Raw genomic sequence first — 20,517 nt, 5'->3', positions numbered from 1 at the left:
ATCTCGCTCGTTCACATGCGGAAGAGGCCGAAGCCCGGGTCGGCCGGATTCCGCTCGGGGAGCGGGGCGTTGGCGCACGCGGTCAGGGCCAGGCCGAGCACCTGCCGGGTGTCCGCCGGGTCGATCACCCCGTCGTCCCAGAGCCGGGCGGTCGCGTAGTAGGCGTTGCCCTGCTCCTCGTACTGGGCGCGGACCGGCGCCTTGAACGCCTCCTCGTCCTCCGGGCTCCAGGCGTCACCGAGCTGGTCCCGCTTGACCGTGGCGAGGACGGAGGCGGCCTGCTCGCCGCCCATCACCGAGATCTTGGCGTTGGGCCACATCCAGAGGAAGCGGGGGGAGTAGGCCCGGCCGCACATGGAGTAGTTGCCCGCGCCGTACGAACCGCCGACGACGACCGTCAGCTTCGGCACCCGGGTGGTGGCCACGGCGGTGACCATCTTCGCGCCGTGCTTGGCGATGCCCCCGGCCTCGTACGCCTTGCCGACCATGAAGCCCGAGATGTTCTGGAGGAAGACCAGCGGGATGCCGCGCTGGTCGCACAGTTCGATGAAGTGCGCGCCCTTCTGGGCCGATTCGGAGAACAGGATGCCGTTGTTGGCGACGATCCCCACCGGATGCCCGTGGACGTGCGCGAACCCGGTGACCAGGGTCTGGCCGTACTCGGCCTTGAACTCCGCGAACCGCGACCCGTCCACCACCCGGGCGATCACCTCGCGCACGTCGTACGGGGTGCGCGAGTCGACCGGAACCGCGCCGTACAGCCCCGCCGGGTCCGCCTTCGGCTCCTCGGCGGGCCGCACGGTCCAGGGCAGCGCCCCGCGCGCCGGGAGCGTCGCCACGATGTTCCGTACGATCCGCAGCGCGTGCGCGTCGTCCTCGGCGAGGTGGTCGGTGACCCCGGACGTACGCGCGTGGACCTCGCCGCCGCCCAGCTCCTCCGCCGTGACGACCTCGCCGGTCGCCGCCTTCACCAGCGGGGGGCCGCCGAGGAAGATCGTGCCCTGGCCGCGCACGATGACCGCCTCGTCGCTCATCGCGGGGACGTACGCGCCGCCCGCCGTGCAGGACCCCAGCACCGCCGCGATCTGCGGGATGCCCGCGGCCGACATCCGCGCCTGGTTGAAGAAGATCCGGCCGAAGTGGTCGCGGTCCGGGAACACCTCGTCCTGCATCGGCAGGAAGGCGCCGCCGGAGTCCACCAGGTAGAGGCAGGGGAGACGGTTCTCCAGCGCCACCTCCTGCGCCCGCAGATGCTTCTTCACGGTCATCGGGTAGTACGTGCCGCCCTTGACCGTCGCGTCGTTGGCGACGATCACGCACTCCCGGCCGCTCACCCGGCCGATCCCCGCCACCACCCCGGCGGCCGGCGCGGCCCCGCCGTACAGCCCCTCGGCGGCCAGCGGCGCCAGCTCCAGGAAGGGCGAACCGGGGTCGAGCAGCGTGTCCACCCGGTCCCGGGGCAGCAGCTTGCCGCGCGCCACATGGCGGGCGCGCGCCTTCTCGCCCCCGCCGAGCCGGGCCGAGGCCAGCCGCGTGCGCAGCTCGGCGGCGAGCGCGCGGTGCGCCGCCTCGTTGGCCCGCCACGCGTCGGAGGCGGGATCGGCGGCGCCGAGAAGGACCGGTGCCTGTGGTGCCGGTGCCGGCTGCATCGTGTCGAGCCTCCCCGTGAGCGGTGGGGCCGTGACCCCCGCCGTGCGGTTAATGAGCGTTAACGCGAACGGCCTCAGGTTAACGAGCGCTAACGGCCCTGTCTAGAATCAATCCCCATGAGCACCCATGCCACCGCCCGCGTCGCGGGACCCACCCGCCGCGAGCAGATCCTCCGGGAGGCGGCGCTCCTCTTCGCCGAGCGCGGCTTCCACGGCGTCGGTGTCGACGAGATAGGCGCCGCCGTGGGCATCAGCGGCCCCGGCCTCTACCGCCACTTCCCCGGCAAGGACGCGATGCTCTCCGAGCTGCTGGTCGGCATCAGCGAGCGCCTCCTCACCGGCGGCCGGCTGCGCGTCGAGGAGGACGCCGCGGCCCCGGAAAGCTCTCCGGACGCGCTGCTGGACGCGCTCATCGAGGGCCACATCGACTTCGCCCTCGACGACCGCCCCCTGATCACCCTGCACGACCGCGAGCTGGACCGCCTGCGTGACGCCGACCGCAAGCGGGTCCGCCGCCTCCAGCGCGAGTACGTCGAGATCTGGGTCTCCGTCGCCCGCACCCGCTACCCCGCCCTGACCGAGGCCGAGGCCCGCGTCACCGTGCACGCCGTCTTCGGCCTGCTGAACTCCACCCCGCGCCTCGCCCGCCCCGAAGCCCTCCCGGACCGCGCGGCGACCGCCCTCCTGCTGCACCGCCTCGCCCGGGGTGCCTTCGCGGCGGCGGCCGAAGGGCGCTAAGCGGCCGTACGCGTACGGGGCGGCCGGTTCCGGGCCCGCCGGTTCCTGGGTGCTCGGGGCCGGGCGGGCCGGTCCCGGGGTGCCCAGGGGCAGGTCGCGCCGGTCCCGGGGTACGAGATGCCGGGCGCGCCGCGTACGGGTGACGGCAGAATGGGCGCCATGCCGATACCCAGCCGCGCCGAACTCACCGACCACCTCGTCCGTACCCGCATCGCCGGCGACGTGGCCACGCCCCGCGACAACAATCTCGCGCACTACCGGGCGCTCGCCAACGGAGACCGCCACTACTGGCTCGGGCTGGAACTCGGCGACCGCTGGACCGACGAACAGGACGTCCTCGCCGTCATGGCGGAGCGCTGCGGGGTCATCGACGATCCGGCCCACCGCTTCGGCCAGGACACCATCGACCCCGAGCTGACCGTCGACGCCCTCGACCGGATGGCGGAACGCCTCCGCAAGGCCGTGGCGGACACCGAGAGCGTCCTCGTCGCCACCGGCCACCCCGGCGGCCTCCTCGACGTCCACCGCAGGACGGCGGACGCGCTGCGCGCGGAGGGCTGCGAGATCGTCACCGTCCCTGCCGGGCTGCGCGCCGACGAGGGCAACGTCGTCCAGTTCGCCGGAGTCGCGGTGCTGGAGCACGGCGCGTCCCTCTGGCACACCCACTCCCCGGCCCCGATGGCCGCCATCCTGGACGGCCTGGAGCGCGAGGGCCGCCCCCAGCCGGACCTGGTCCTCGCCGACCACGGCTGGGCCGGCTGCGCGGGCGGACGCGGACTCGACGCCATCGGCTACGCCGACTGCAACGACCCCGCCCTCTTCCTCGGCGAAGCGGAGGGCTCCCTGCTGGTCACCGTCCCGCTGGACGACAACGTGCCCGACCCGCGCCACTACGACGTGCTGACGGAGTACCTGCTGGGGGCGGCGGGGCTCGCCTGAGGGGGCGCCGCCCGCGGGCCGGCCCCTGCGGAGAGCGCGGGGAGCGACCGGGTACGGAGTCCGCCGATCGGGGCGTATTCCGTGCGGGAACGGCCTTCAGCCTCCGAAGAGGATCAACGCGGCTACTCCCACGGAGACAGGAAGAGCCAGATCCGAGGGGATCACATAGAAGTGCTGGTCCGGAATCCCGGGTTCCTCGGCCGCCGCGAAGGCTCCACGACGAAGCATGTCGTTGTACCGGTCGACGTCTTCCTGGGTGCTTCCGGACGAGACCGTTGCCATGGCCCCGGTGCGGCCTCGCAACGTCATCGACAGCAGACCGGAGTGTCGCTCGAATCGGTCGATCCGGTCGAGAGGAACCCGACGGCGTGTGAATGCGTTGGTCAGGACGGCGGATGTGTCGTCAAAGGCGATGTGCGAGGCGGCGAGCACCCTCCACCCGAGGCTGATCACCAGGCCGGCGTACAGGACGTACACCGCGACCTGTACAGATCGTTCGTCGAGCCAGAATTCCCCGGAGCCAAGGTATGAGGCGACGGGCTGAACGAGGAGGACGACGGTCAGCGAGGTGAGGGCGCGGAGCTTCTGCCCCCGTGCTCTCACCCTGTCAGGCCCGTCGAAGGGCGTTGTCGCCCTCTTCCCCGGCACTTCAGGCCCCCACGAGGGAGAGGGCGCAAAGGGAGAGAGTCGCCCCGAGCATGACCACCTCGGCCACCCCCGCGGGCCGGGTCTTCTCCACCGCACGCTTGTCGAGGGCAGCGCCCGTCGGGGCGGGAGGCCTTTCCGTGAGAGCGGCAGCCAGCTTTCGGCACTGCCGTTTTCCAGTAATGCCTGATGTAGAGGCGAGCGCTGGAATTTTTCCGTACCCCTGCACGTCGAGACTGACCGCACGAATCCCCAGCCTTTTTATCGTCAGACTCCTCGGAATCCGATAGAGAGTCACGAAATTCCTGACGATCACTTCTCCCGGGGTCACCTGAACGTAGGGGTGCATGTAGAAGAACCATGCGAAGTATGCGACCAGTGGAAAGGGTGCCATCATTTCGGCAATCTGCCCCGTGTCGCCCGCGAAGACGAAAAAGGGCATCGCTATGAGCATGGCTGTGGCGCCGGTGAGGACAAGTATTCCCACAACGACCCGTTGTGGTCTGCGGTACTTCATGAAATTTCCAGTCGAGAATTGAGGGCGGTCATGGGGCCTCTGGCGAGACCCGCATACAGCTTCAGGTGTCTGTGGGTGTTCATCCGCAGTGGCCCGGGCTCAGGAGGGCCGGGACACCGCCCGTTCGAGCTTCACCCGCTCTCCTTCGACACGATCGCTTGACCCTGACGCGCGGGTCAAGGGCTAGCTTCCTCGCACCCGTGGGGCGACGGGCACGCCCCGCCGCCCTCCGATCCGCGAACGCCAGGAGCCCGCGATGTCCGCCGACCTGCCCCGTACCTCCCGAGAGATCCGCCTCGCCGTGACGCCCGACGGGCTGCCCGAGGCCAAGCACTTCACCGTCGCCGAGACCCCGGTACCCCAGCCCGGCCCCGGCGAAGTGCTCGTCCGCAACAGCCACTTCGCTCTGTTCGCCGGGCTGCGCACCCTGATGGGCACCGAGAACGACGGGGTGCCGCTGCCCCCGCTGCGCGGCGGTGACACCGTCATCGGGCCGGCGGTGGGCGAGGTCGTCTCCGCGCCCGACGGAGGTCCGCTGCGGCCGGGTGACCGGGTGACGCATCTGCTCGGCTGGCGGGAGTACGCCGTACTCCCCGTCGGTCAGGTGCTGCCGCTCGGCGACGAACTGCCCGATCCGGTCGCGTACCTCGCCCAGGGCTCGTCGGCGTACGGCGCGCTGACCCGGCTCGCCGAGGTCCGCCCCGGCGACACCGTGCTCGTCACGGGGGCGGCCGGTGCGGTCGGCAGCCTCGCCGGGCAGATCGCCCGGCTGCTGGGCGCGGGCCGGATCGTCGGCACCACCGGTTCGCCCGCCAAGGCCGGGCGGCTGGTGGCCGAACTCGGTTACGACGCCGTCGTGGTGCGCGGCACAGGGGACTTCGCGGAGCAGTTGGCCGAGGCGGCGCCCGGGGGCATCGACGTACTGCTCGACCTCGTCGGCGGCGAACAGCTCGCGGCGGCGGTGGACGCGGCCCGGCCGGGCGCGCGGTTCGCCCTCGTCGGCGCGCTCTCCGGGCAGTTGGACGCCCGGCGCGGCGGAGGCAGCGCCCCCGCCGAGATCGACACGTACCGGCTGATCGTGAAGGGCGTATCGGTACGCGGCTACACCGGCGGCGACCACCCGGACGTCGACGCGGAGTGGACCCGGCGGTTCGGCGGGTGGCTGCGCTCGGGCGCGATCCGCTTCCCGTACAGCGCCGTCGCGGGGCTGGAGAACGCCCCACTCGCCTTCCAACAACTCGTCGAGGGAAGGCATTTCGGCGGAGTCGTGGTGGAAGTGTTCTCCTGATGGGGTGCGGGAGCGTATCTCCGAGGAGAGCATTACGGGGGCGGTGCGGGATGCGGATCGGCGACGCGGCAGCGGCGGCGGGGACGACCCCACGGGCCCTGCGCTTCTACGAACAGCGCGGCCTGCTCGCCCCGCCCGCCCGGACCTCCACCGGCCAACGGGAGTACGGCTCCGAGGACATCGCCCGGGTCCGCGTCATCCGGGAGCTGCTCGCCGCCGGATTGACGGTGGCGGACGTACACGCCTGCGCCGACCGCCTCCACCTGCTGACCTCGGGCCGTCCGGTGCGCTGCGCCTCCACCGAGCCCGGGGCGCCCGGAGTCGTCGGCCAACGCCTCGCCGCCCTGGACGCGGAGATCGCCCGCCTCACCGGACTGCGCGAGGCACTGGCGCGGAAGGTGGCGGAGGAGGGGGCGGGGGTGGTCGCGCCTTCCGAGGGGTCGGCCACGCCTTCCGGAGGGTCGGTCACGCGGTGATCCCGTCGGGCGCGGCGATCCGGAGGTCGTAGAGGTACGTGTCCCCTCTCACCCCGCCGACGCGCCGTCCGCCCGCTCCCGCCGCTGCTCCGGGCCCGGTGTCGGGTCCAGGTACACCCGCTTCACGGACGGAAAGCGCTCCCGCAGCTGCCGCTCGGCCCGCTCGCAGGCCCACTCCACGTCGGAGGCGCTCGCCAGGTCCCGGAAGTCGATCTTCGCGGCGATCAGGATCTCCGTCGGCCCCTGGATGAGGGTGGTCAGCTCCAGCACCTGGACGATGTTCGGCACACCGAGGAGTTCGGCCCGGACCCCGGCCCGCATCGCCTCGGGCAGCGGGCGGCCGATGAGCAGTTGCGCGTTGGACCGGCCGAGCACCCAGGCCACGTACACCAGCAGGATGCCGATGAGGACGGACGCGATCCCGTCCCACACCCCGGAGCCGGTCAGCTGCCCGCCCAGCAGGCCGCCCGCCGCGAGGACCAGACCGACCAGGGCCGCAGAGTCCTCCATGACCACGGCCTTCACCGCCGTGTCCGGGGTGTGCCGCAGGTAGTGCGCGGCGGGGGCGTGCAGCCGGGCGGCCTCGCGGCGCACCTGCTTGACGCCCGTCCGCAGCGAGAAGCCCTCCAGCAGGAAGGCGACGGCCAGCACGATGTACGAGACGAGAGGGTCGCCCAGCTCCTCGCCCCGCACGAGGGTGTGCACCCCGTCGTAGACCGAGAACACCGCGCCGCCGACGAAGGTCGCGATCGAGGCGAGCATCGCCCAGATGTAGCGCTCGGGGCCGTACCCCAGCGGGTGTTCCTCGTCGGCCGGCTTCTCGCTGCGCTTGAGGGCGGTGAGGAGCATGACCTCGGTGACGGTGTCGGCGACCGAGTGCGCCGCCTCCGAGAGCATCGCGCTCGAACCGCTGATCAGCCCCGCGACCGCCTTCGCCACGGCGATGCCGAGGTTGGCGGCCGCCGCGACGACGACGGTGGCCGTGGACTCCTCGGACTTCTCGGGCGTCCCGGTTGGTCCGGGCTTCTCGGGGCTCTCCGGACGGGCGGCGTCCTGAGGATTCTCGGCACTCATGGTGGCGAGTATGTCCGCGATGCGGCAGGACACTCCGTAACGGCGTGACCGTGCGTCTCACCGCCCGCGCGGGGTGCGGATCAGGCCCTCCTGGATCACGGTGATCGCCAGGCGGCCGTCCTGCGTCCAGATCCGCGCCTGGCCGAGCCCGCGCCCGCCGGACGAGGTCGGGGACTCCTGGTCGTACAGCAGCCACTCGTCCGCCCGGAACGGCCGGTGGAACCACATCGCGTGGTCCAGGCTCGCGCCGACCACGTCGCCGATCGCCCAGCCGCCGCGCCCGTGGGCCAGCAGCACGGAGTCGAGCAGCGTCATGTCGGAGACGTACGTCGCCAGGCAGACGTGCAGCAGCGGGTCGTCGGCGAGCTTGCCCCGGGTGCGGAACCACACCTGGGAGCGGGGTTCGCGGGGCTGCCCGGCGGTGGCGAACGGCGGCTCCTCCACGTACCGCAGGTCCACCGCCGCCCGTGCCTCCAGGAGCCGGTCGATCATGCCGGGGTCGGTGAAGCGGTCGGCGTACCGGGGCATCATCTCGGCGGCCGTCGGCAGGGTCTCCGGATCCGGGGCGTCCGGCATGGCGACCTGGTGGTCCAGCCCCTCCTCGTACGTCTGGAAGGACGCGGAGAGGTGGAAGATCGGCTGCCCGTGCTGCACCGCGACGACCCGGCGGGTGGTGAAGGACCGGCCGTCGCGGATGCGGTCGACGCTGTAGACGATCGGCGCGCCGGGGTCGCCCATCCGCAGGAAGTACGAGTGGAGGGAGTGGGCCAGGCAGCCGTCGGGCACGGTCCGGCCGGCCGCGACCAGCGCCTGCGCCGCGACCTGGCCGCCGAACACCCGGGGCACCACCGCCGAGCGGCTGGCGCCCCGGAAGATGTCCCGCTCGATCCGCTCCAGGTCGAGCAGATCGAGCAGGGAATCAAGTGCTTCGCTCATGGGAGGAACGCAGCCGTCCTGGATCGTGTCTGGACCGCGGTCCGAGTGCCCTACAGGCCCATGGACTTGGCGATGATGGACTTCATGACCTCGCTGGTACCACCGTAGATGCGGTTGACGCGGTTGTCGGCGTAGAGACGCGCGATCGGGTACTCGTTCATGTAGCCGTAACCACCGTGCAGCTGGAGGCACTTGTCGATCACCCGGTGGGCGACCTCGGTGCAGAACAGCTTGGCGGAGGCGGCCTCGGCGGCGGTGAGCTCCTTGGCGTCCAGGGCCTCGATCGCCCGGTCCACGACGGCCTCGGCGGCGTCCACCTCGGCCTGGCAGGCGGCCAGTTCGAACTTCGTGTTCTGGAAAGCGGCGACCGGCTTGCCGAAGACGGTGCGCTCGGACACGTAACTCTGGGCGAACCGCACGGCGGCCTTGGCCTGCGAGTACGCGTTGACCGCGATGCCCAGGCGCTCCTGCGGGAGGTTCTGGCCGAGGTAGGAGAAGCCCTTGTTCTCCTCGCCGAGCAGGTCCTCGACCGGGACCTTCACGTCCACGAACGACAGCTCGGCGGTGTCCGAGGTGCGCAGGCCCAGCTTGTCGAGCTTGCGGCCGACCGAGTAGCCCTCGGCCTTGGTGTCGACCACGAGCAGCGAGATGCCGTGGCGGCGGTCGTCGGCCTTCGGGGCGTCCGTACGGGCGCAGACGATGACCCGGTCCGCGTGCACACCACCGGTGATGAAGGTCTTGGCGCCGTTGAGGACGTAGTGCGTGCCGTCCTCGGAGAGCTTGGCGGTCGTCTTCATCCCGGCCAGGTCGGAGCCCGTGCCCGGCTCGGTCATGGCGATGGCGTACATCGTCTTGCCGGTCACGAAGTCCGGCAGCCAGCGCTCCTTCTGCTCCTTCGTGGCGTACGCCTTGAGGTAGGGCAGGCAGAGCAGCACGTGCACGCCGGAACCGCCGAAGGAGACGGCCGCGCGGGCGGTCTCCTCGGAGATGATCGCCTCGAACTTGAACGACTCGATGCCGGCGCCGCCGTACTCCTCGTCCACCTCGATGCCGAAGATGCCCAGCTCGGCCAGCTTGTAGTAGAAGTCACGCGGCACCAGGCCGGACGTGAACCACTCGTCGTACACGGGGACGACCTCGGCCTCGATGAAGGCGCGGATGGTGTCCCGGAACGCCTCGTGGTCCTCGTCGAATACCGTACGGCGCACGGGGTGCCTCCTTGGTCGGGTGCGTGGCTTCTGTGGGCTGGTCGCGGTCAGGCGTTGTCGGACGCGGCCTAAGCGCTTGCTCAGTCTCCTTGCGAAGTTACCCGGCGGTCACGGAGCTGTCCAGGGTGATGCCGCGCACTCCCGCGGGTGGCCCTCCGCCTGCGGGAGGCGGTGGGGCCCCCGGTTCTGCGGTCGGGGCCGCCGTGGGCCGGTGGGGGTTCGGTGCGGGGGTCGCCATCGCGCGGCGGACCGCCGTGCACCGCGGGAATCCGGCGATCCTCCGGGTGGAGACCGTCTCGCACTTTTGGTGAACCCGCAGGAGTGTCGACCTTTCGCCGGGCGCGCGATGATTCCGGCGGGCTCCGCGGCCAGGATTTTCCGTGCGAGGTGCCGGGACACCACGAAATGGCGGGGGATTCCCAGAAATTGCCGCTGTGTCCGGAAAGGTGAGGCGGTGGATGGATGGCCCGACTGTCGCGTTCCTCCCTCGCTTGCCCGGGAGTTGCGCTCCGGTGGGCTCTTCGGAGGCCCTGTGGTCCGAGCCTCGCGCCGCATCGGAAGAGAAATGGCAGGACTCGTTCCGTAAAAGAGCTGTCAGTTCCGCCTCTCCGTTCCCGTTATTCGGTGTGGCACCAGTAGTATTTCGCCGTTCGATGAAGTTCTGTTTCATCCAGGGGGAAAATTGAGACTGAATCGAGTGAGCGGCAGGGCTGCCGTGGCGCTCGGAGTTCTGGCAGTGCTGGGACTCCAGGGCGTCTCGAGCGGCGCCGTCGCCGCGGAAGTACCGGCCACGCAGGTACGGACCGGCGGTACGGGGGCGTACGACGCCGGGGGCCGGGCGGACGGGCCGGTCAGGAGCGAGGTGCACCGGCTCGCCCTGAAGGCCGACGGCCGTGGGGAGGCCACCCTCTCGCGCCGTACGACCGAGCCGTTCGGGCTGCTGGGGGTGTCCTGGACCGACGCCGGGGCCACGATCGGGGGCACGATCGAGGCCCGCACCCGGAGCGCGGAGACGGGGGCGTGGTCGGACTGGATCACGCTGGAGCCGTACGCACCCGGGCTCGACGGAGAGCGTCCCGCGGAACGCGGTTCGACCGAGCCGGTCTGGGTCGGGCGAGCCGACGGTGCCGAGGTGCGGGTGAGCGACGGGGCGGCTGCCGGCGTCCTGCCGGCCGGCCTCCGGCTCGACATGGTCGACCCCGACCTCGACGCGGGCACGAGCACCGCGCAGGGCCAGACCACGGGCGCCCGGTCCGCGGCTCTCCCCGCCGCCGCGGCTTCCGCCGTCGCGCGGGAGGCCGCCGCGGTCGACCCGGGGCCGCCGTCCACGGTCCCGCAGCCGCCGGTCGTCACCCGCGCCGAATGGGGGGCCGACGAGTCGCTCGACGACGAGGGGCCCATCTATCTGGAGAAGGGCGTCATCAAGGCGGTCTTCGTCCACCACACCACCGACGCCGACTATGACTGCGCGGACTCGGCGGCCATCGTGCGGGCCATCCACGTCTACCACGTGAAGACCAATGGCTGGCGCGACCTCGGATACAACTTCCTGGTCGACAAGTGCGGGACGATCTTCGAGGGCCGTCAGGGCGGTATCGACCAGCCCGTCATGGGCGCGCACACCTACGGCTTCAACAGCGAGTCCACCAGCGTCGCGATCCTCGGTGACTACACGAACACCGCCGCGTCGAACGCCGCGCTGGAGGCGACCGCACGGGTGGCGGCGTACAAGCTCGGCCAGTACGGCGGCGATCCGGCGGGCACCACCTCGCTGGTCGCCGGCGCCACCCAGACGAACTACGCGGGTCAGCAGTTCGTCGCCGGGGAGTCGTACACGTTCAACCAGATCTCCGGCCACCGGGACGGCTTCAACACCGAGTGCCCGGGCGCCAAGCTCTACCCGCAGCTTCCGGCTATTCGGACCCTCGCGGCAGGGCCCGTACAGGGCCTCAAGGTGTCCTCGGTCGGCGGCGGAGCCTTCGCCGTGGACTCCGGCTACGAGACTCCGGGCCCGGTGTCGTTGAACTGGACGACCACCACACCCACTTCGCTGATCGGCTCGTTCGAGCTGCTGGTGGACGGACAGCCGGTGGTGACCACCGCGGCAGCCGCGCGCACCGCCTCCACGACGCTCTCCGTGCCCGGTGTCCACAAGCTCGCCGTGCGGGCTCACCATCAGTCGGGCGCGACCACCACGACCGCCGCGGTGAACGTGAACGTCCCGGCGCCGAAGACCTTCGTGCCCCTCACCCCGCAGCGGGTGATGGACACGCGCGCGGGGCTGGGCGTGCCGAAGGCCAAGGTCGGAGCGGCGGGTGTGGTGACCCTTCAGGTGACCGGCACCAACGGAGTGCCGTCCACCGGCGTGGGGGCCGTGGTGCTGAACGTGACCGCCACCACCTCGACCGCCGTGTCCTACATCTCCGTGTACCCGGACGGGACGACCCGCACGAGTGCGTCGAACCTGAACGTGGTGGAGGGCCTGACGGTTCCGAACCTGGTGATCGTGCCGGTGGTGAACGGCAAGGTGGACTTCTACAACAACGCGGGCTCCGTCAATCTGATCGCGGACATCACCGGCTACTTCAGCACCGGTGGTGAGGGCTCCACGCACGTCAACCTCGGTCCGAAGCGGGTGATGGACACGCGTGAGGGTCTGGGTGTGCCGAAGGCCCAGGTCGGTCCGGCCGGTGTGGTGACCCTTCAGGTCGCGGGCGTCAACGGTGTTCCGGCGACGGGTGTCACGGCCGTGGTGCTGAACGTGACGGCGACGCACGTGTCGGCGACGAGTTTCGTGTCGGTCTACCCGGACGGGACGACCCGCACGAGTGCGTCGAACCTGAACGTGGTGAAGGGGCAGACGGTTCCGAACCTGGTGATCGTGCCGGTGGTGAACGGCAAGGTGAGCTTCTACAACAACGCGGGCTCCGTCGACCTGATCGCGGACATCACCGGCTACTTCAGCACCGGTGGTGAGGGCTCCACGCACGTCAACCTCGGTCCGAAGCGGGTGATGGACACGCGTGAGGGTCTGGGTGTGCCGAAGGCCCAGGTCGGTCCGGCCGGTGTGGTGACCCTTCAGGTCGCGGGCGTCAACGGTGTTCCGGCGACGGGTGTCACGGCCGTGGTGCTGAACGTGACGGCGACGCACGTGTCGGCGACGAGTTTCGTGTCGGTCTACCCGGACGGGACGACCCGCACGAGTGCGTCGAACCTGAACGTGGTGAAGGGGCAGACGGTTCCGAACCTGGTGATCGTGCCGGTGGTGAACGGCAAGGTGAGCTTCTACAACAACGCGGGCACCGTCGACCTGATCGCGGACGTCACCGGCTACTTCCGCAAGTGACCTGAGCCGGAAGCGCCGACGACGGGAGGGGCGGGTGGCGGCGAGCGGTCTTCGCCGTCACCCGTCGCTCCCGTCGTGCGTCGCGCCGGTGGGGGCGAGCGGTGTGCCGTCGCTCGTACGCTGGTGGCATGAGTGACATGTACGCGGTGGACTTCTGCCTGGACCTCAAGGACTCCGTGCCCATCCCGGTGCTGACCGATCTGCAGTGGCACCTCGGTGTACGGGCGGACGGCGCCGAGTACGGCGAGTCCGGGGCCGCCGGGGCGTATCCCCTGCTGGCGGGCCGGGGTCCAGCGGCCCGGGTCGGGGGCGTGCTGGTGGGCGAGCTGGTGCGGACGCCCGCCGGGTGGTCGCTCACCACGCGTCAGGAGGTGCACGCCGAGTCGCTGCCCGACCTGGAATCCCTGGCCGAGCGGCTCGCCCGGCACTCCCGCACCGAAGGGGCCGTCGGCACCCTCCGCTTCTACGAGGACGACCTCCCCGTCCTTCTGGTCAACCGATCCGGGCTCCTGGTGAAGGTGCCCCTCGCCGTCGCGGAGCCCGCGCCGGTGGGGGAGCCGGGGTAAGCCGGAGTAGGTCGGAGCAGGGCGGGCGGGCCGGAGCAGGGCGGAGACGAGGCCGGGCGCGCCCGGCCAGGGCCGGCTCACGTCAGCCGCAGGGCGAACCACAGCTCCGTCCGCACGTCCATGTCGTCCAGGTCCGTGCCCAGCAGCTCCGCACAGCGCCCGACGCGCTGGCGGACCGTGTTGCGGTGGATCTTGAGGGCCACCGCCGTGCGGTCCCAGCTGCCGTGCAGCGACAGCCAGCAACGCAGGGTCTCCCGCAGAGTCGCCGACAGCGGGGCGAGCAGGGTACGGGCGTGGGCCTCGGCGGCCTCGCCGGTCAGCAAGTCGGTCAGGCCCCGATCCGCGCGGTGGAGCAGCAGCGGTGTGCGGGTCGCCTCCGCCCGGGCCAGCGCCCGGGACGCCCGGGTGTCCGCCGCCGCGAGCCCGTCGAGCGGTACGGGGTCGGAGGCGCCGAGCACCCAGCCGGGCTGTGGGGTGAGCCGGGCGGTGTCCGTGAGCAGCACGCGCACCGGCTCGTCCGGTCGGCGGCCCGTGTCGACAAGGGCCGAACCGAGGGAGGCCCCGAGGGTGCCCGCGGTGAGCGGGGCGGTGCCACCGCTCCTCGTGCGGCGGGCGTGCACCACGGTCCACGGGCCGTCCGAACCGAGCAGCGGCGCCACCTCCCCGGGGGCCGCGCCGAGCAGCATCCGTACCAGCGCGGCCGAACGGTCCGCCGAGCCCGCGCCCTGGTGCGGGGCGGCCAGCAGCGAGAGCAGGACGACGGCCATGCCCGCCACCGTGTGGTCCCCGGGCTCGCGGGGGCCGGTGGCGAGGGCGAGCACCAGACCGTGCCCGCCGCCCAGCGCGTACGCCGACAGCTGGGTGCCGTCCACCGTCTCGGTGGCGGACGCGGGAGCGGCCCGCCGCTCCTGCGGGGCGACCACCCGGGCCAGCCGGGAGAGCGCGGTGCGCACCGCCGGGGCGGTACGGGCGCCCGCCGTGTGGATCTCGCCGCCCTCGGGGCTCAGCAGCACCGCGTACCCGCCCAGCTGGGCCGCCAACTGGTGGAGCACCGCGGGTACCGGGTCGGGGCGGGCCGCCGCCGACGCGAGGGCCTGCTGGGCGCGGGCCGTCCGGCGCAGTTCCTGATGGCGGGCGTCCGCCATCAGCTGCCACACCGCCCGGGCGACCGAGGTGAACGTGGTCTCCGGCGGCACCTCGAGGAGCGGCAGCCCGTGCCGCTCGCACGCCTCCGCCAGCCCCGGCGGCACGGACTCGTGCACCGGCCGTACCCCGAAGCCCAGCGCCGCCGCGCCCGCCTCCACCACCCGCGAGACGTACCACTCCGGGTCGGTCAGCAGCACGCCCGCGCTGAGCAGCAGCTCGCCGCCGAGGAGATAGGGGTACGGGTCGGCCATCTCCGAGGTGTGCACCCAGAGCAGCTCCGCCTGTTCCGGGCCGGCGATCCGGCGCAGCCCCAGCTCCTCGCGGGCCAGCAGCGCGCCCAGGGAGACGGGCGGCGTGGGCGGCCCGGCGGGGCTGGCGGGGGTGGCGGGTCCGCCGGGGGAGGTCGAGGAGGACGCTCCGGCTGGTCCGGCTGGTCCGGCTGGTTCAGGGGCCGGGGAGGGGCCTGCGGGGGAGTCCGGCATGGATGGTTGCTCCATCGTGTACGTCGAGGATGGAGGAAACGTACACTTCAGCGCCGCCTACCGGCCACCTACCGTCATCAGGGCGCACGAGACGTACGAGACGCATAAGTCCTCACGGGGCGGACACGTGGTGCCGGGGACACCTGTCGCCGGGGAGCCGGGGACGCCGGGGACCGACCATCCGTGTCGGAGCGCCGGAGACCGCGCAGGGCTCCGGGCTACCCCGCCTCCGGAGGCTCCGGGTTTCCGGGGCCTCAGGGATCCCGGGCCTCGGGTTTCCGGGGCCTCCGGGCTTCCGGAAGGCGCCCCGACCCCGCCGCCCGGCGTGGGCGCGTCGCGGAACGAGCGGAACGACCCGGCGTGCGCGCCCGACCGACTGAGATGGAGGGACGCCCATGGCTGTCGACTACGCGGTGATCGTGGTCTATCTGGCCGGCATGCTCGCCATGGGCTGGTGGGGCATGCGCCGCGCCAAGTCCAAGAGCGATTTCCTGGTGGCCGGGCGCAGGCTCGGCCCCTGGATGTACTCCGGCACCATGGCTGCCATCGTCCTCGGCGGCGCCTCCACCATCGGCGGCGTCGGCCTGGGCTACCAGTACGGGCTCTCCGGGGCGTGGATGGTCGTCACCATCGGCCTCGGCCTGCTCGCCCTGTCGGTGTTCTTCTCCGCGCGGATCGCCCGGCTGAAGGTCTACACCGTCTCCGAGATGCTCGACCTCCGCTACGGCGGCCGGGCCGGGATCATCTCCGGCGTGGTCATGTGGGCGTACACCCTCATGCTCGCCGTCACCTCGACCATCGCCTACGCCACGATCTTCGACGTCATCTTCGACCTCGACCGGACCGTGGCCATCGTGCTCGGCGGGGCGATCGTCGTCGCCTACTCGACGCTCGGCGGCATGTGGTCGATCACGATCACGGACATGGTGCAGTTCGTCGTCAAGACGATCGGCGTGCTCCTCCTGCTGCTGCCCATCGCGGTCGTGAAGGCGGGCGGGTTCAGCGAGATGAAGGCCAAGCTGCCCACGGAGTACTTCGACCCGCTCGGCATCGGCGGCGAAACGATCTTCACCTATGTGCTGATCTACACCTTCGGCATGCTGATCGGCCAGGACATCTGGCAGCGCGTGTTCACCGCGCGCAGCGACCGCACGGCCCGCTGGGGCGGCACCGTCGCGGGCACCTACTGCCTCGTCTACGCCGTCGCCGGAGCGGTCATCGGCACCGCCGCGAAGGTGATGTACCCGAAGCTGCCGAGCGCCGACTCCGCGTTCGCCACCATCGTCAAGGACGAGCTGCCGGTCGGTGTGCGCGGGCTCGTGCTGGCCGCCGCCCTCGCCGCCGTGATGTCCACCTCCTCCGGCGCGCTGATCGCCTGTGCCACCGTCGCCAACAACGACATCTGGTCCCGGCTGCGCGGCGTGATCGGCCGAGGAGCGGGAGTCCCGGGCGCCACGGAGGCAGCAGGCGCCGGCGGGACAGGGGCCGGCGGAACATCGGCCGACGGGGCTGCGGCCGACGGAGCCGCCGACGGCGGCGGGCACGACGAGGTGCGGGGCAACCGCGCGTTCATCCTCATCATGGGTGTCGCCGTCATCCTCATCGCCATCGCCCTCAACGACGTCGTGGAAGCCCTCACCGTCGCGTACAACCTCCTCGTGGCCGGACTCCTCGTGCCGATCCTCGGCGGACTGCTCTGGCGCCGGGGCACGGCGGCCGGGGCGCTGGCCGCGGTCGGCGTCGGCGGGGTAGCGGTCGTCGTCCTGATGGTGGTGTACGGCATCCTTGCCAATGAACCCGTCTACTACGGACTGCTCCTCTCGCTCGCCGTGTACGTCGTCGTCTCGCTGGCCACCGAGCCCACCGACCCCGCCGTGCTCAGCGCCTGGCGGGAACGCCTGGCCGGACGCGACGGGCACGAAGGGGGCCGCGACGGGGACACCTCCGCCGCCGGCGGCTCCGCCCAGGAGCCGGCCACCGTGTAGACCGACCGCGCAGACCGACCGCGCAGACCACCCGAGCCGGACCCCTCGACCGTGCTCCCGCGGCCGACCGCCCCCACGGTCGCCCACGGGAGACCGGGTACGACCGGCCGACCCACGGCCGCCACCGGTTCAGTCCCACCGGTGGCGGCCACCGCCCACCCGGTGCGGAGGCTCCCGCGAACCTCCGCACCCGGGCGGGCCACCGCCCACCCGGTGCGGAGGCTCCGGAACCTCCGCACCCCCGCCCCCACCCCGGAACACCCCGGAACACCCCGAACGACCCGAAGGAAGGCCCTCCATGAGCAGCAGCGAAACGCCTCGCGGCCCCATCGACTCCTCCCGTGTGCCCCGGTACGCCGGTCCCGCGACGTTCGCCCGGCTGCCCCGGCTCGACGAGGTCGGCACCACCGACGTCGCCGTCGTCGGCGTGCCCTTCGACACCGGTGTCTCCTACCGCCCCGGCGCCCGCTTCGGCGGCAACGCGATCCGCGAGGCCTCGCGCCTCCTGCGCCCCTACAACCCGGCCCAGGACGCCTCGCCGTTCGCGCTGGCACAGGTCGCCGACGCCGGTGACATCGCGGCCAACCCGTTCAACATCAACGAGGCGGTCGAGACGATCGAGGCCGCCGCCGACGACCTGCTCTCCACCGGCGCCCGGCTGATGACCCTCGGCGGCGACCACACCATCGCCCTGCCGCTGCTGCGTTCCGTCGCCAAGAAGCACGGCCCGGTCGCCCTCCTCCACTTCGACGCCCACCTGGACACCTGGGACACCTACTTCGGCGCCGAGTACACCCACGGCACCCCGTTCCGCCGGGCCGTCGAAGAGGGCATCCTCGACACCTCCGCCCTCTCGCACGTCGGCACCCGCGGCCCGCTCTACGGCAAGCAGGACCTCACCGACGACGCCAAGCTCGGCTTCGGCATCGTCACCTCCGCCGACGTGATGCGGCGCGGCGTGGACGAGATCACCGACCAGCTCCGCCAGCGCATCGGTGACCGGCCGCTCTACATCTCCATCGACATCGACGTGCTCGACCCGGCCCACGCGCCCGGTACCGGCACCCCCGAGGCCGGTGGCCTCACCTCCCGCGAACTCCTCGAAATCGTGCGTGGCCTCTCCTCCTGCCACCTCGTCTCCGCCGACCTGGTCGAGGTGGCCCCCGCGTACGACCACGCGGAGATCACCGCCGTCGCCGCCTCGCACACCGCGTACGAGCTGACGACGATCATGTCCCGCCAGATCGCCGCGGCGCGTACGAAGTGAGCCACGACCACGACGACCGGCCCCGCCTCACCGAGGCCCAGGCCGAAGCCGCACTCAACCCGCCGCCCGGCCGCAACGGCGGTGACCTCGTCGTCGAGTCCCTCCAGGGCCTCGGCGCGACCACCGTCTTCGGCCTGCCCGGCCAGCACGCGCTCGGCATGTTCGACGCCCTGCGCCGCTCCTCCCTCTCGTACGTCGGACTCCGCGTCGAGAACAACGCGGGCTTCGCGGCCGACGCCTACGGCCGCATCACCGGAGAGGTCGCCCCGCTGCTCCTCTCCACCGGCCCCGGCGCGCTGACCTCGCTCGCCGCCCTCCAGGAGGCGGCAGCCGCCTCCGCGCCGGTCCTCGCGATCTCCAGCCAGATCCCGACCGCCGGCCTCGGCGGCGGCCGGCACGGCTACCTCCACGAGCTGCGCGACCAGAAGGCCTCCTTCCGCGACGTGGTGAAGTCCGTCCACACCGTGCGGACCGCCTCACAGATCCCCTCCGCCATCGCCGCCGCCTGGGAGTCGGCCCTCACCGCCCCGCACGGGCCGGTCTGGATCGAGATCCCGCAGGACGTGCTGCTCGCCGAGACCACGCTGCCGCCGGTCTCCGCGATGGACGCCACCCCGCGCGAGCTCTACCCCCGCCCCGAGCTGACGCTCACCGCCGCCCGGCTGCTCTCCCGCGCCGAACGCCCCGCGATCATCGCGGGCGGTGGGGTCGTCCGCTCCGACGCGAGCGGCAAGCTGCTCGCCCTCGCCGAGAAGCTGGACGCCCCGGTCGTCACCACCTTCGGCGGCAAGGGCGCCTTCCCCTGGGAGCACCCCCTCTCGCTCCAGTCCTGGCTGGAGGACCGGCACACCACCGACTTCCTGGAGTCCGCCGACGTCCTCCTCGTCATCGGCTCCGGACTCGGCGAGCTCTCCTCGAACTACCACACCTTCAGCCCCCGGGGCCGGGTCATCCAGATCGAGGCCGACGCCGGGAAGCTGGAGTCCAACCACCCCGCCCTCGGCATCCACTCGGACGCCCGCGAGGCCCTCGCCGACCTCCTGGAAGCGGTCGAGACCCGCGAGGACCCCGCCGCGGCGATGCGCGTCCGGACCCTGCTGGAGCAGGTCCGGGCCCGCATCGAGGCCCAGGACCTCACCCTGGAGCAGCGCGTCCTGGCCTCCGTCCGCGAGGCGCTCCCGGACACCGCGCCCAGCTTCTGGGACATGACGATCCTGGCCTACTGGGCCTGGTCCGCCTTCGACGCCCGCCACCCCAACACCATGCACTCCGCCCAAGGCGCCGGCGGTCTCGGCTACGCCTTCCCTGCGGCCCTCGGAGCGGCCGCCGCCGACCCGACCCGGCCGGTACTCGCGGTCTCCGGCGACGGCGGCTCGATGTACTCCATCGCCGAGCTCGCCACCGCCCGCCAGTACGACCTCCCGGTCACCTGGCTGATCGTCGACGACGGCGGCTACGGCATCCTGCGCGAGTACATGACGGGCGCCTTCGGCGAGGCCACCGCCACCGAGCTGGCCCGCCCGGACTTCGTCGCTCTCGCCGAGTCCTTCGGCGTCCCGGCCGTCCGCACCTCACCGGACGCCCTCGCCGCCGACCTGGCGAAGGCACTAGCCGAGCCCGGCCCCTCCGTGGTCGTGCTCCCGGCACTGCTCAGGATGTTCGCCCCGACGCATCTGTAGCCGGAGGCGCCCGGACGGAGGCCGCCGACCCGGGCGACCAGGGCCACCGACCAGGAGGGCCGCCCGGAAGGCAGCCCCGGAAGGCAGCCCCGGACGGCAGCCCCGGGCGGGGGAGGAGAGGGAGACCGGCGTGCGCGAGTTCAGCGCAGGCGCAGGCTGGTCTCCTTCTTGATGAGCGCTATCTGGTCCTCGCGGCCCTGGAGGAATTCGCCGGGCGCCTCGCCCTCCAGACGGCCGGGGAAGTCGTTCTTCAACGGCATGGCATCCCGCAGCATGCCGAAGACCTTGTCCACCTCGCCGACCGGATGCCTGAGTCGCGCCTCGATGTAGTGCTTGCCCACCTCGGACATGGCGATCCGCAGATTGGTCATGGGCGTTACGGAGGTGTCGATGCGGTAGCCCTCCCCGGACAGCTTCCAACCGCCGCCCGGACGCAGAGCCTGCAGCACCTCGATCACCGCGTACACCTGACCGCAGCGGTACGCCTCGCTCCTCGGCTTCTCCTCGCTCATGGAGTCCCCCTCCCCCTCGGTCGCGGCCTCCGGCTCCCGAAGACCCGACAACTCCCGAAGACCC

At 72.0% G+C, this 20,517-nt stretch carries 17 protein-coding genes; 9 read left to right on the top strand and 8 right to left on the bottom strand.

Features of this window, described 5'->3' with window-relative positions:
* Positions 1-11: 11 nt before the first annotated feature.
* Complete coding sequence (locus OG599_RS11730; RefSeq protein WP_327175932.1) at positions 12-1,649, bottom strand: carboxyl transferase domain-containing protein; 1,638 nt, start codon at positions 1,647-1,649, stop codon at positions 12-14.
* A gap of 117 nt (positions 1,650-1,766) precedes the next feature.
* Between OG599_RS11730 and OG599_RS11725 the strand changes: the two genes are divergently transcribed.
* Complete coding sequence (locus OG599_RS11725) at positions 1,767-2,387, top strand: SACE_7040 family transcriptional regulator (protein ID WP_327175931.1); 621 nt, start codon at positions 1,767-1,769, stop codon at positions 2,385-2,387.
* Positions 2,388-2,546: 159 nt separating this feature from the next.
* The gene (locus OG599_RS11720) at positions 2,547-3,326 is read left to right on the top strand and encodes a phosphatase (protein ID WP_327175930.1); all 780 of its coding nucleotides are present in this window, start codon (positions 2,547-2,549) and stop codon (positions 3,324-3,326) included.
* Positions 3,327-3,422: 96 nt separating this feature from the next.
* On the opposite strand, the gene OG599_RS11715 is transcribed toward OG599_RS11720, so the two are convergent.
* Both OG599_RS11715 and OG599_RS11710 read right to left on the bottom strand, forming a co-directional pair.
* The gene (locus tag OG599_RS11715) at positions 3,423-3,974 is read right to left on the bottom strand and encodes a hypothetical protein (protein ID WP_327175929.1); all 552 of its coding nucleotides are present in this window, start codon (positions 3,972-3,974) and stop codon (positions 3,423-3,425) included.
* Position 3,975: 1 nt separating this feature from the next.
* The gene (locus OG599_RS11710) at positions 3,976-4,488 is read right to left on the bottom strand and encodes a hypothetical protein (RefSeq protein WP_327175928.1); all 513 of its coding nucleotides are present in this window, start codon (positions 4,486-4,488) and stop codon (positions 3,976-3,978) included.
* Between the two features lie 256 nt (positions 4,489-4,744).
* Between OG599_RS11710 and OG599_RS11705 the strand changes: the two genes are divergently transcribed.
* Together OG599_RS11705 and OG599_RS11700 are read left to right on the top strand one after the other, a co-directional pair.
* Positions 4,745-5,776, top strand: a complete 1,032-nt coding sequence (locus tag OG599_RS11705; RefSeq protein WP_327175927.1) for an NADP-dependent oxidoreductase — start codon at positions 4,745-4,747, stop codon at positions 5,774-5,776.
* A 50-nt stretch (positions 5,777-5,826) separates the two neighbouring features.
* Positions 5,827-6,252 carry a MerR family transcriptional regulator gene (locus OG599_RS11700; protein ID WP_327175926.1) on the top strand — a complete coding sequence of 142 codons (426 nt, stop codon included), beginning with the start codon at positions 5,827-5,829 and terminating at the stop codon, positions 6,250-6,252.
* A 48-nt stretch (positions 6,253-6,300) separates the two neighbouring features.
* Here OG599_RS11700 and OG599_RS11695 read toward each other — a convergent pair whose 3' ends face one another.
* Genes OG599_RS11695 through OG599_RS11685 form a run of 3 tightly spaced genes read right to left on the bottom strand, consistent with a single transcriptional unit; the run spans position 6,301 to position 9,470 of the window.
* Positions 6,301-7,326 carry a cation diffusion facilitator family transporter gene (locus tag OG599_RS11695; RefSeq protein WP_327175925.1) on the bottom strand — a complete coding sequence of 342 codons (1,026 nt, stop codon included), beginning with the start codon at positions 7,324-7,326 and terminating at the stop codon, positions 6,301-6,303.
* A gap of 57 nt (positions 7,327-7,383) precedes the next feature.
* Positions 7,384-8,262, bottom strand: a complete 879-nt coding sequence (locus tag OG599_RS11690; RefSeq protein ID WP_327175924.1) for an acyl-CoA thioesterase — start codon at positions 8,260-8,262, stop codon at positions 7,384-7,386.
* A gap of 50 nt (positions 8,263-8,312) precedes the next feature.
* Positions 8,313-9,470, bottom strand: coding sequence for an acyl-CoA dehydrogenase family protein (locus tag OG599_RS11685; RefSeq protein ID WP_327175923.1), 1,158 nt, complete (start codon positions 9,468-9,470; stop codon positions 8,313-8,315).
* A gap of 697 nt (positions 9,471-10,167) precedes the next feature.
* Here OG599_RS11685 and OG599_RS11680 point away from each other — a divergent pair.
* Both OG599_RS11680 and OG599_RS11675 read left to right on the top strand, forming a co-directional pair.
* A complete protein-coding gene (locus OG599_RS11680) occupies positions 10,168-12,816 on the top strand; it encodes a peptidoglycan recognition protein family protein (protein ID WP_327175922.1) in 2,649 nt (882 codons plus the stop codon).
* A 128-nt stretch (positions 12,817-12,944) separates the two neighbouring features.
* Positions 12,945-13,382, top strand: a complete 438-nt coding sequence (locus OG599_RS11675; RefSeq protein ID WP_327175921.1) for a hypothetical protein — start codon at positions 12,945-12,947, stop codon at positions 13,380-13,382.
* 77 nt (positions 13,383-13,459) lie between these two features.
* Here OG599_RS11675 and OG599_RS11670 read toward each other — a convergent pair whose 3' ends face one another.
* Entirely contained in the window at positions 13,460-15,010 is a 1,551-nt protein-coding gene (locus tag OG599_RS11670; protein WP_327175920.1) for a PucR family transcriptional regulator, read from the bottom strand.
* A gap of 395 nt (positions 15,011-15,405) precedes the next feature.
* Here OG599_RS11670 and OG599_RS11665 point away from each other — a divergent pair, with 395 nt between their 5' ends.
* From OG599_RS11665 to OG599_RS11655, 3 genes are all read left to right on the top strand, one after another.
* Positions 15,406-16,995 carry a sodium:solute symporter gene (locus OG599_RS11665; RefSeq protein ID WP_327175919.1) on the top strand — a complete coding sequence of 530 codons (1,590 nt, stop codon included), beginning with the start codon at positions 15,406-15,408 and terminating at the stop codon, positions 16,993-16,995.
* A 298-nt stretch (positions 16,996-17,293) separates the two neighbouring features.
* Positions 17,294-18,262 (top strand): agmatinase, encoded by a 969-nt coding sequence (gene speB / locus OG599_RS11660; RefSeq protein WP_327175918.1) that lies wholly within the window; start codon positions 17,294-17,296, stop codon positions 18,260-18,262.
* Positions 18,259-19,941, top strand: coding sequence for a thiamine pyrophosphate-binding protein (locus OG599_RS11655; protein WP_327175917.1), 1,683 nt, complete (start codon positions 18,259-18,261; stop codon positions 19,939-19,941). The genes speB and OG599_RS11655 overlap by 4 nt, the downstream gene beginning before the upstream one ends.
* 140 nt (positions 19,942-20,081) lie before the next feature.
* Here OG599_RS11655 and OG599_RS11650 read toward each other — a convergent pair whose 3' ends face one another.
* Positions 20,082-20,453 carry a hypothetical protein gene (locus OG599_RS11650; RefSeq protein ID WP_327175916.1) on the bottom strand — a complete coding sequence of 124 codons (372 nt, stop codon included), beginning with the start codon at positions 20,451-20,453 and terminating at the stop codon, positions 20,082-20,084.
* Between the last annotated feature and the right edge of the window lie 64 nt (positions 20,454-20,517).

It is taken from the genome of Streptomyces sp. NBC_01335, from assembly GCF_035953295.1.
Lineage (GTDB): Bacteria > Actinomycetota > Actinomycetes > Streptomycetales > Streptomycetaceae > Streptomyces.
Note: the sequence above shows the minus strand (reverse complement) of the source record. Positions and strands in the feature narration are given on the sequence as shown.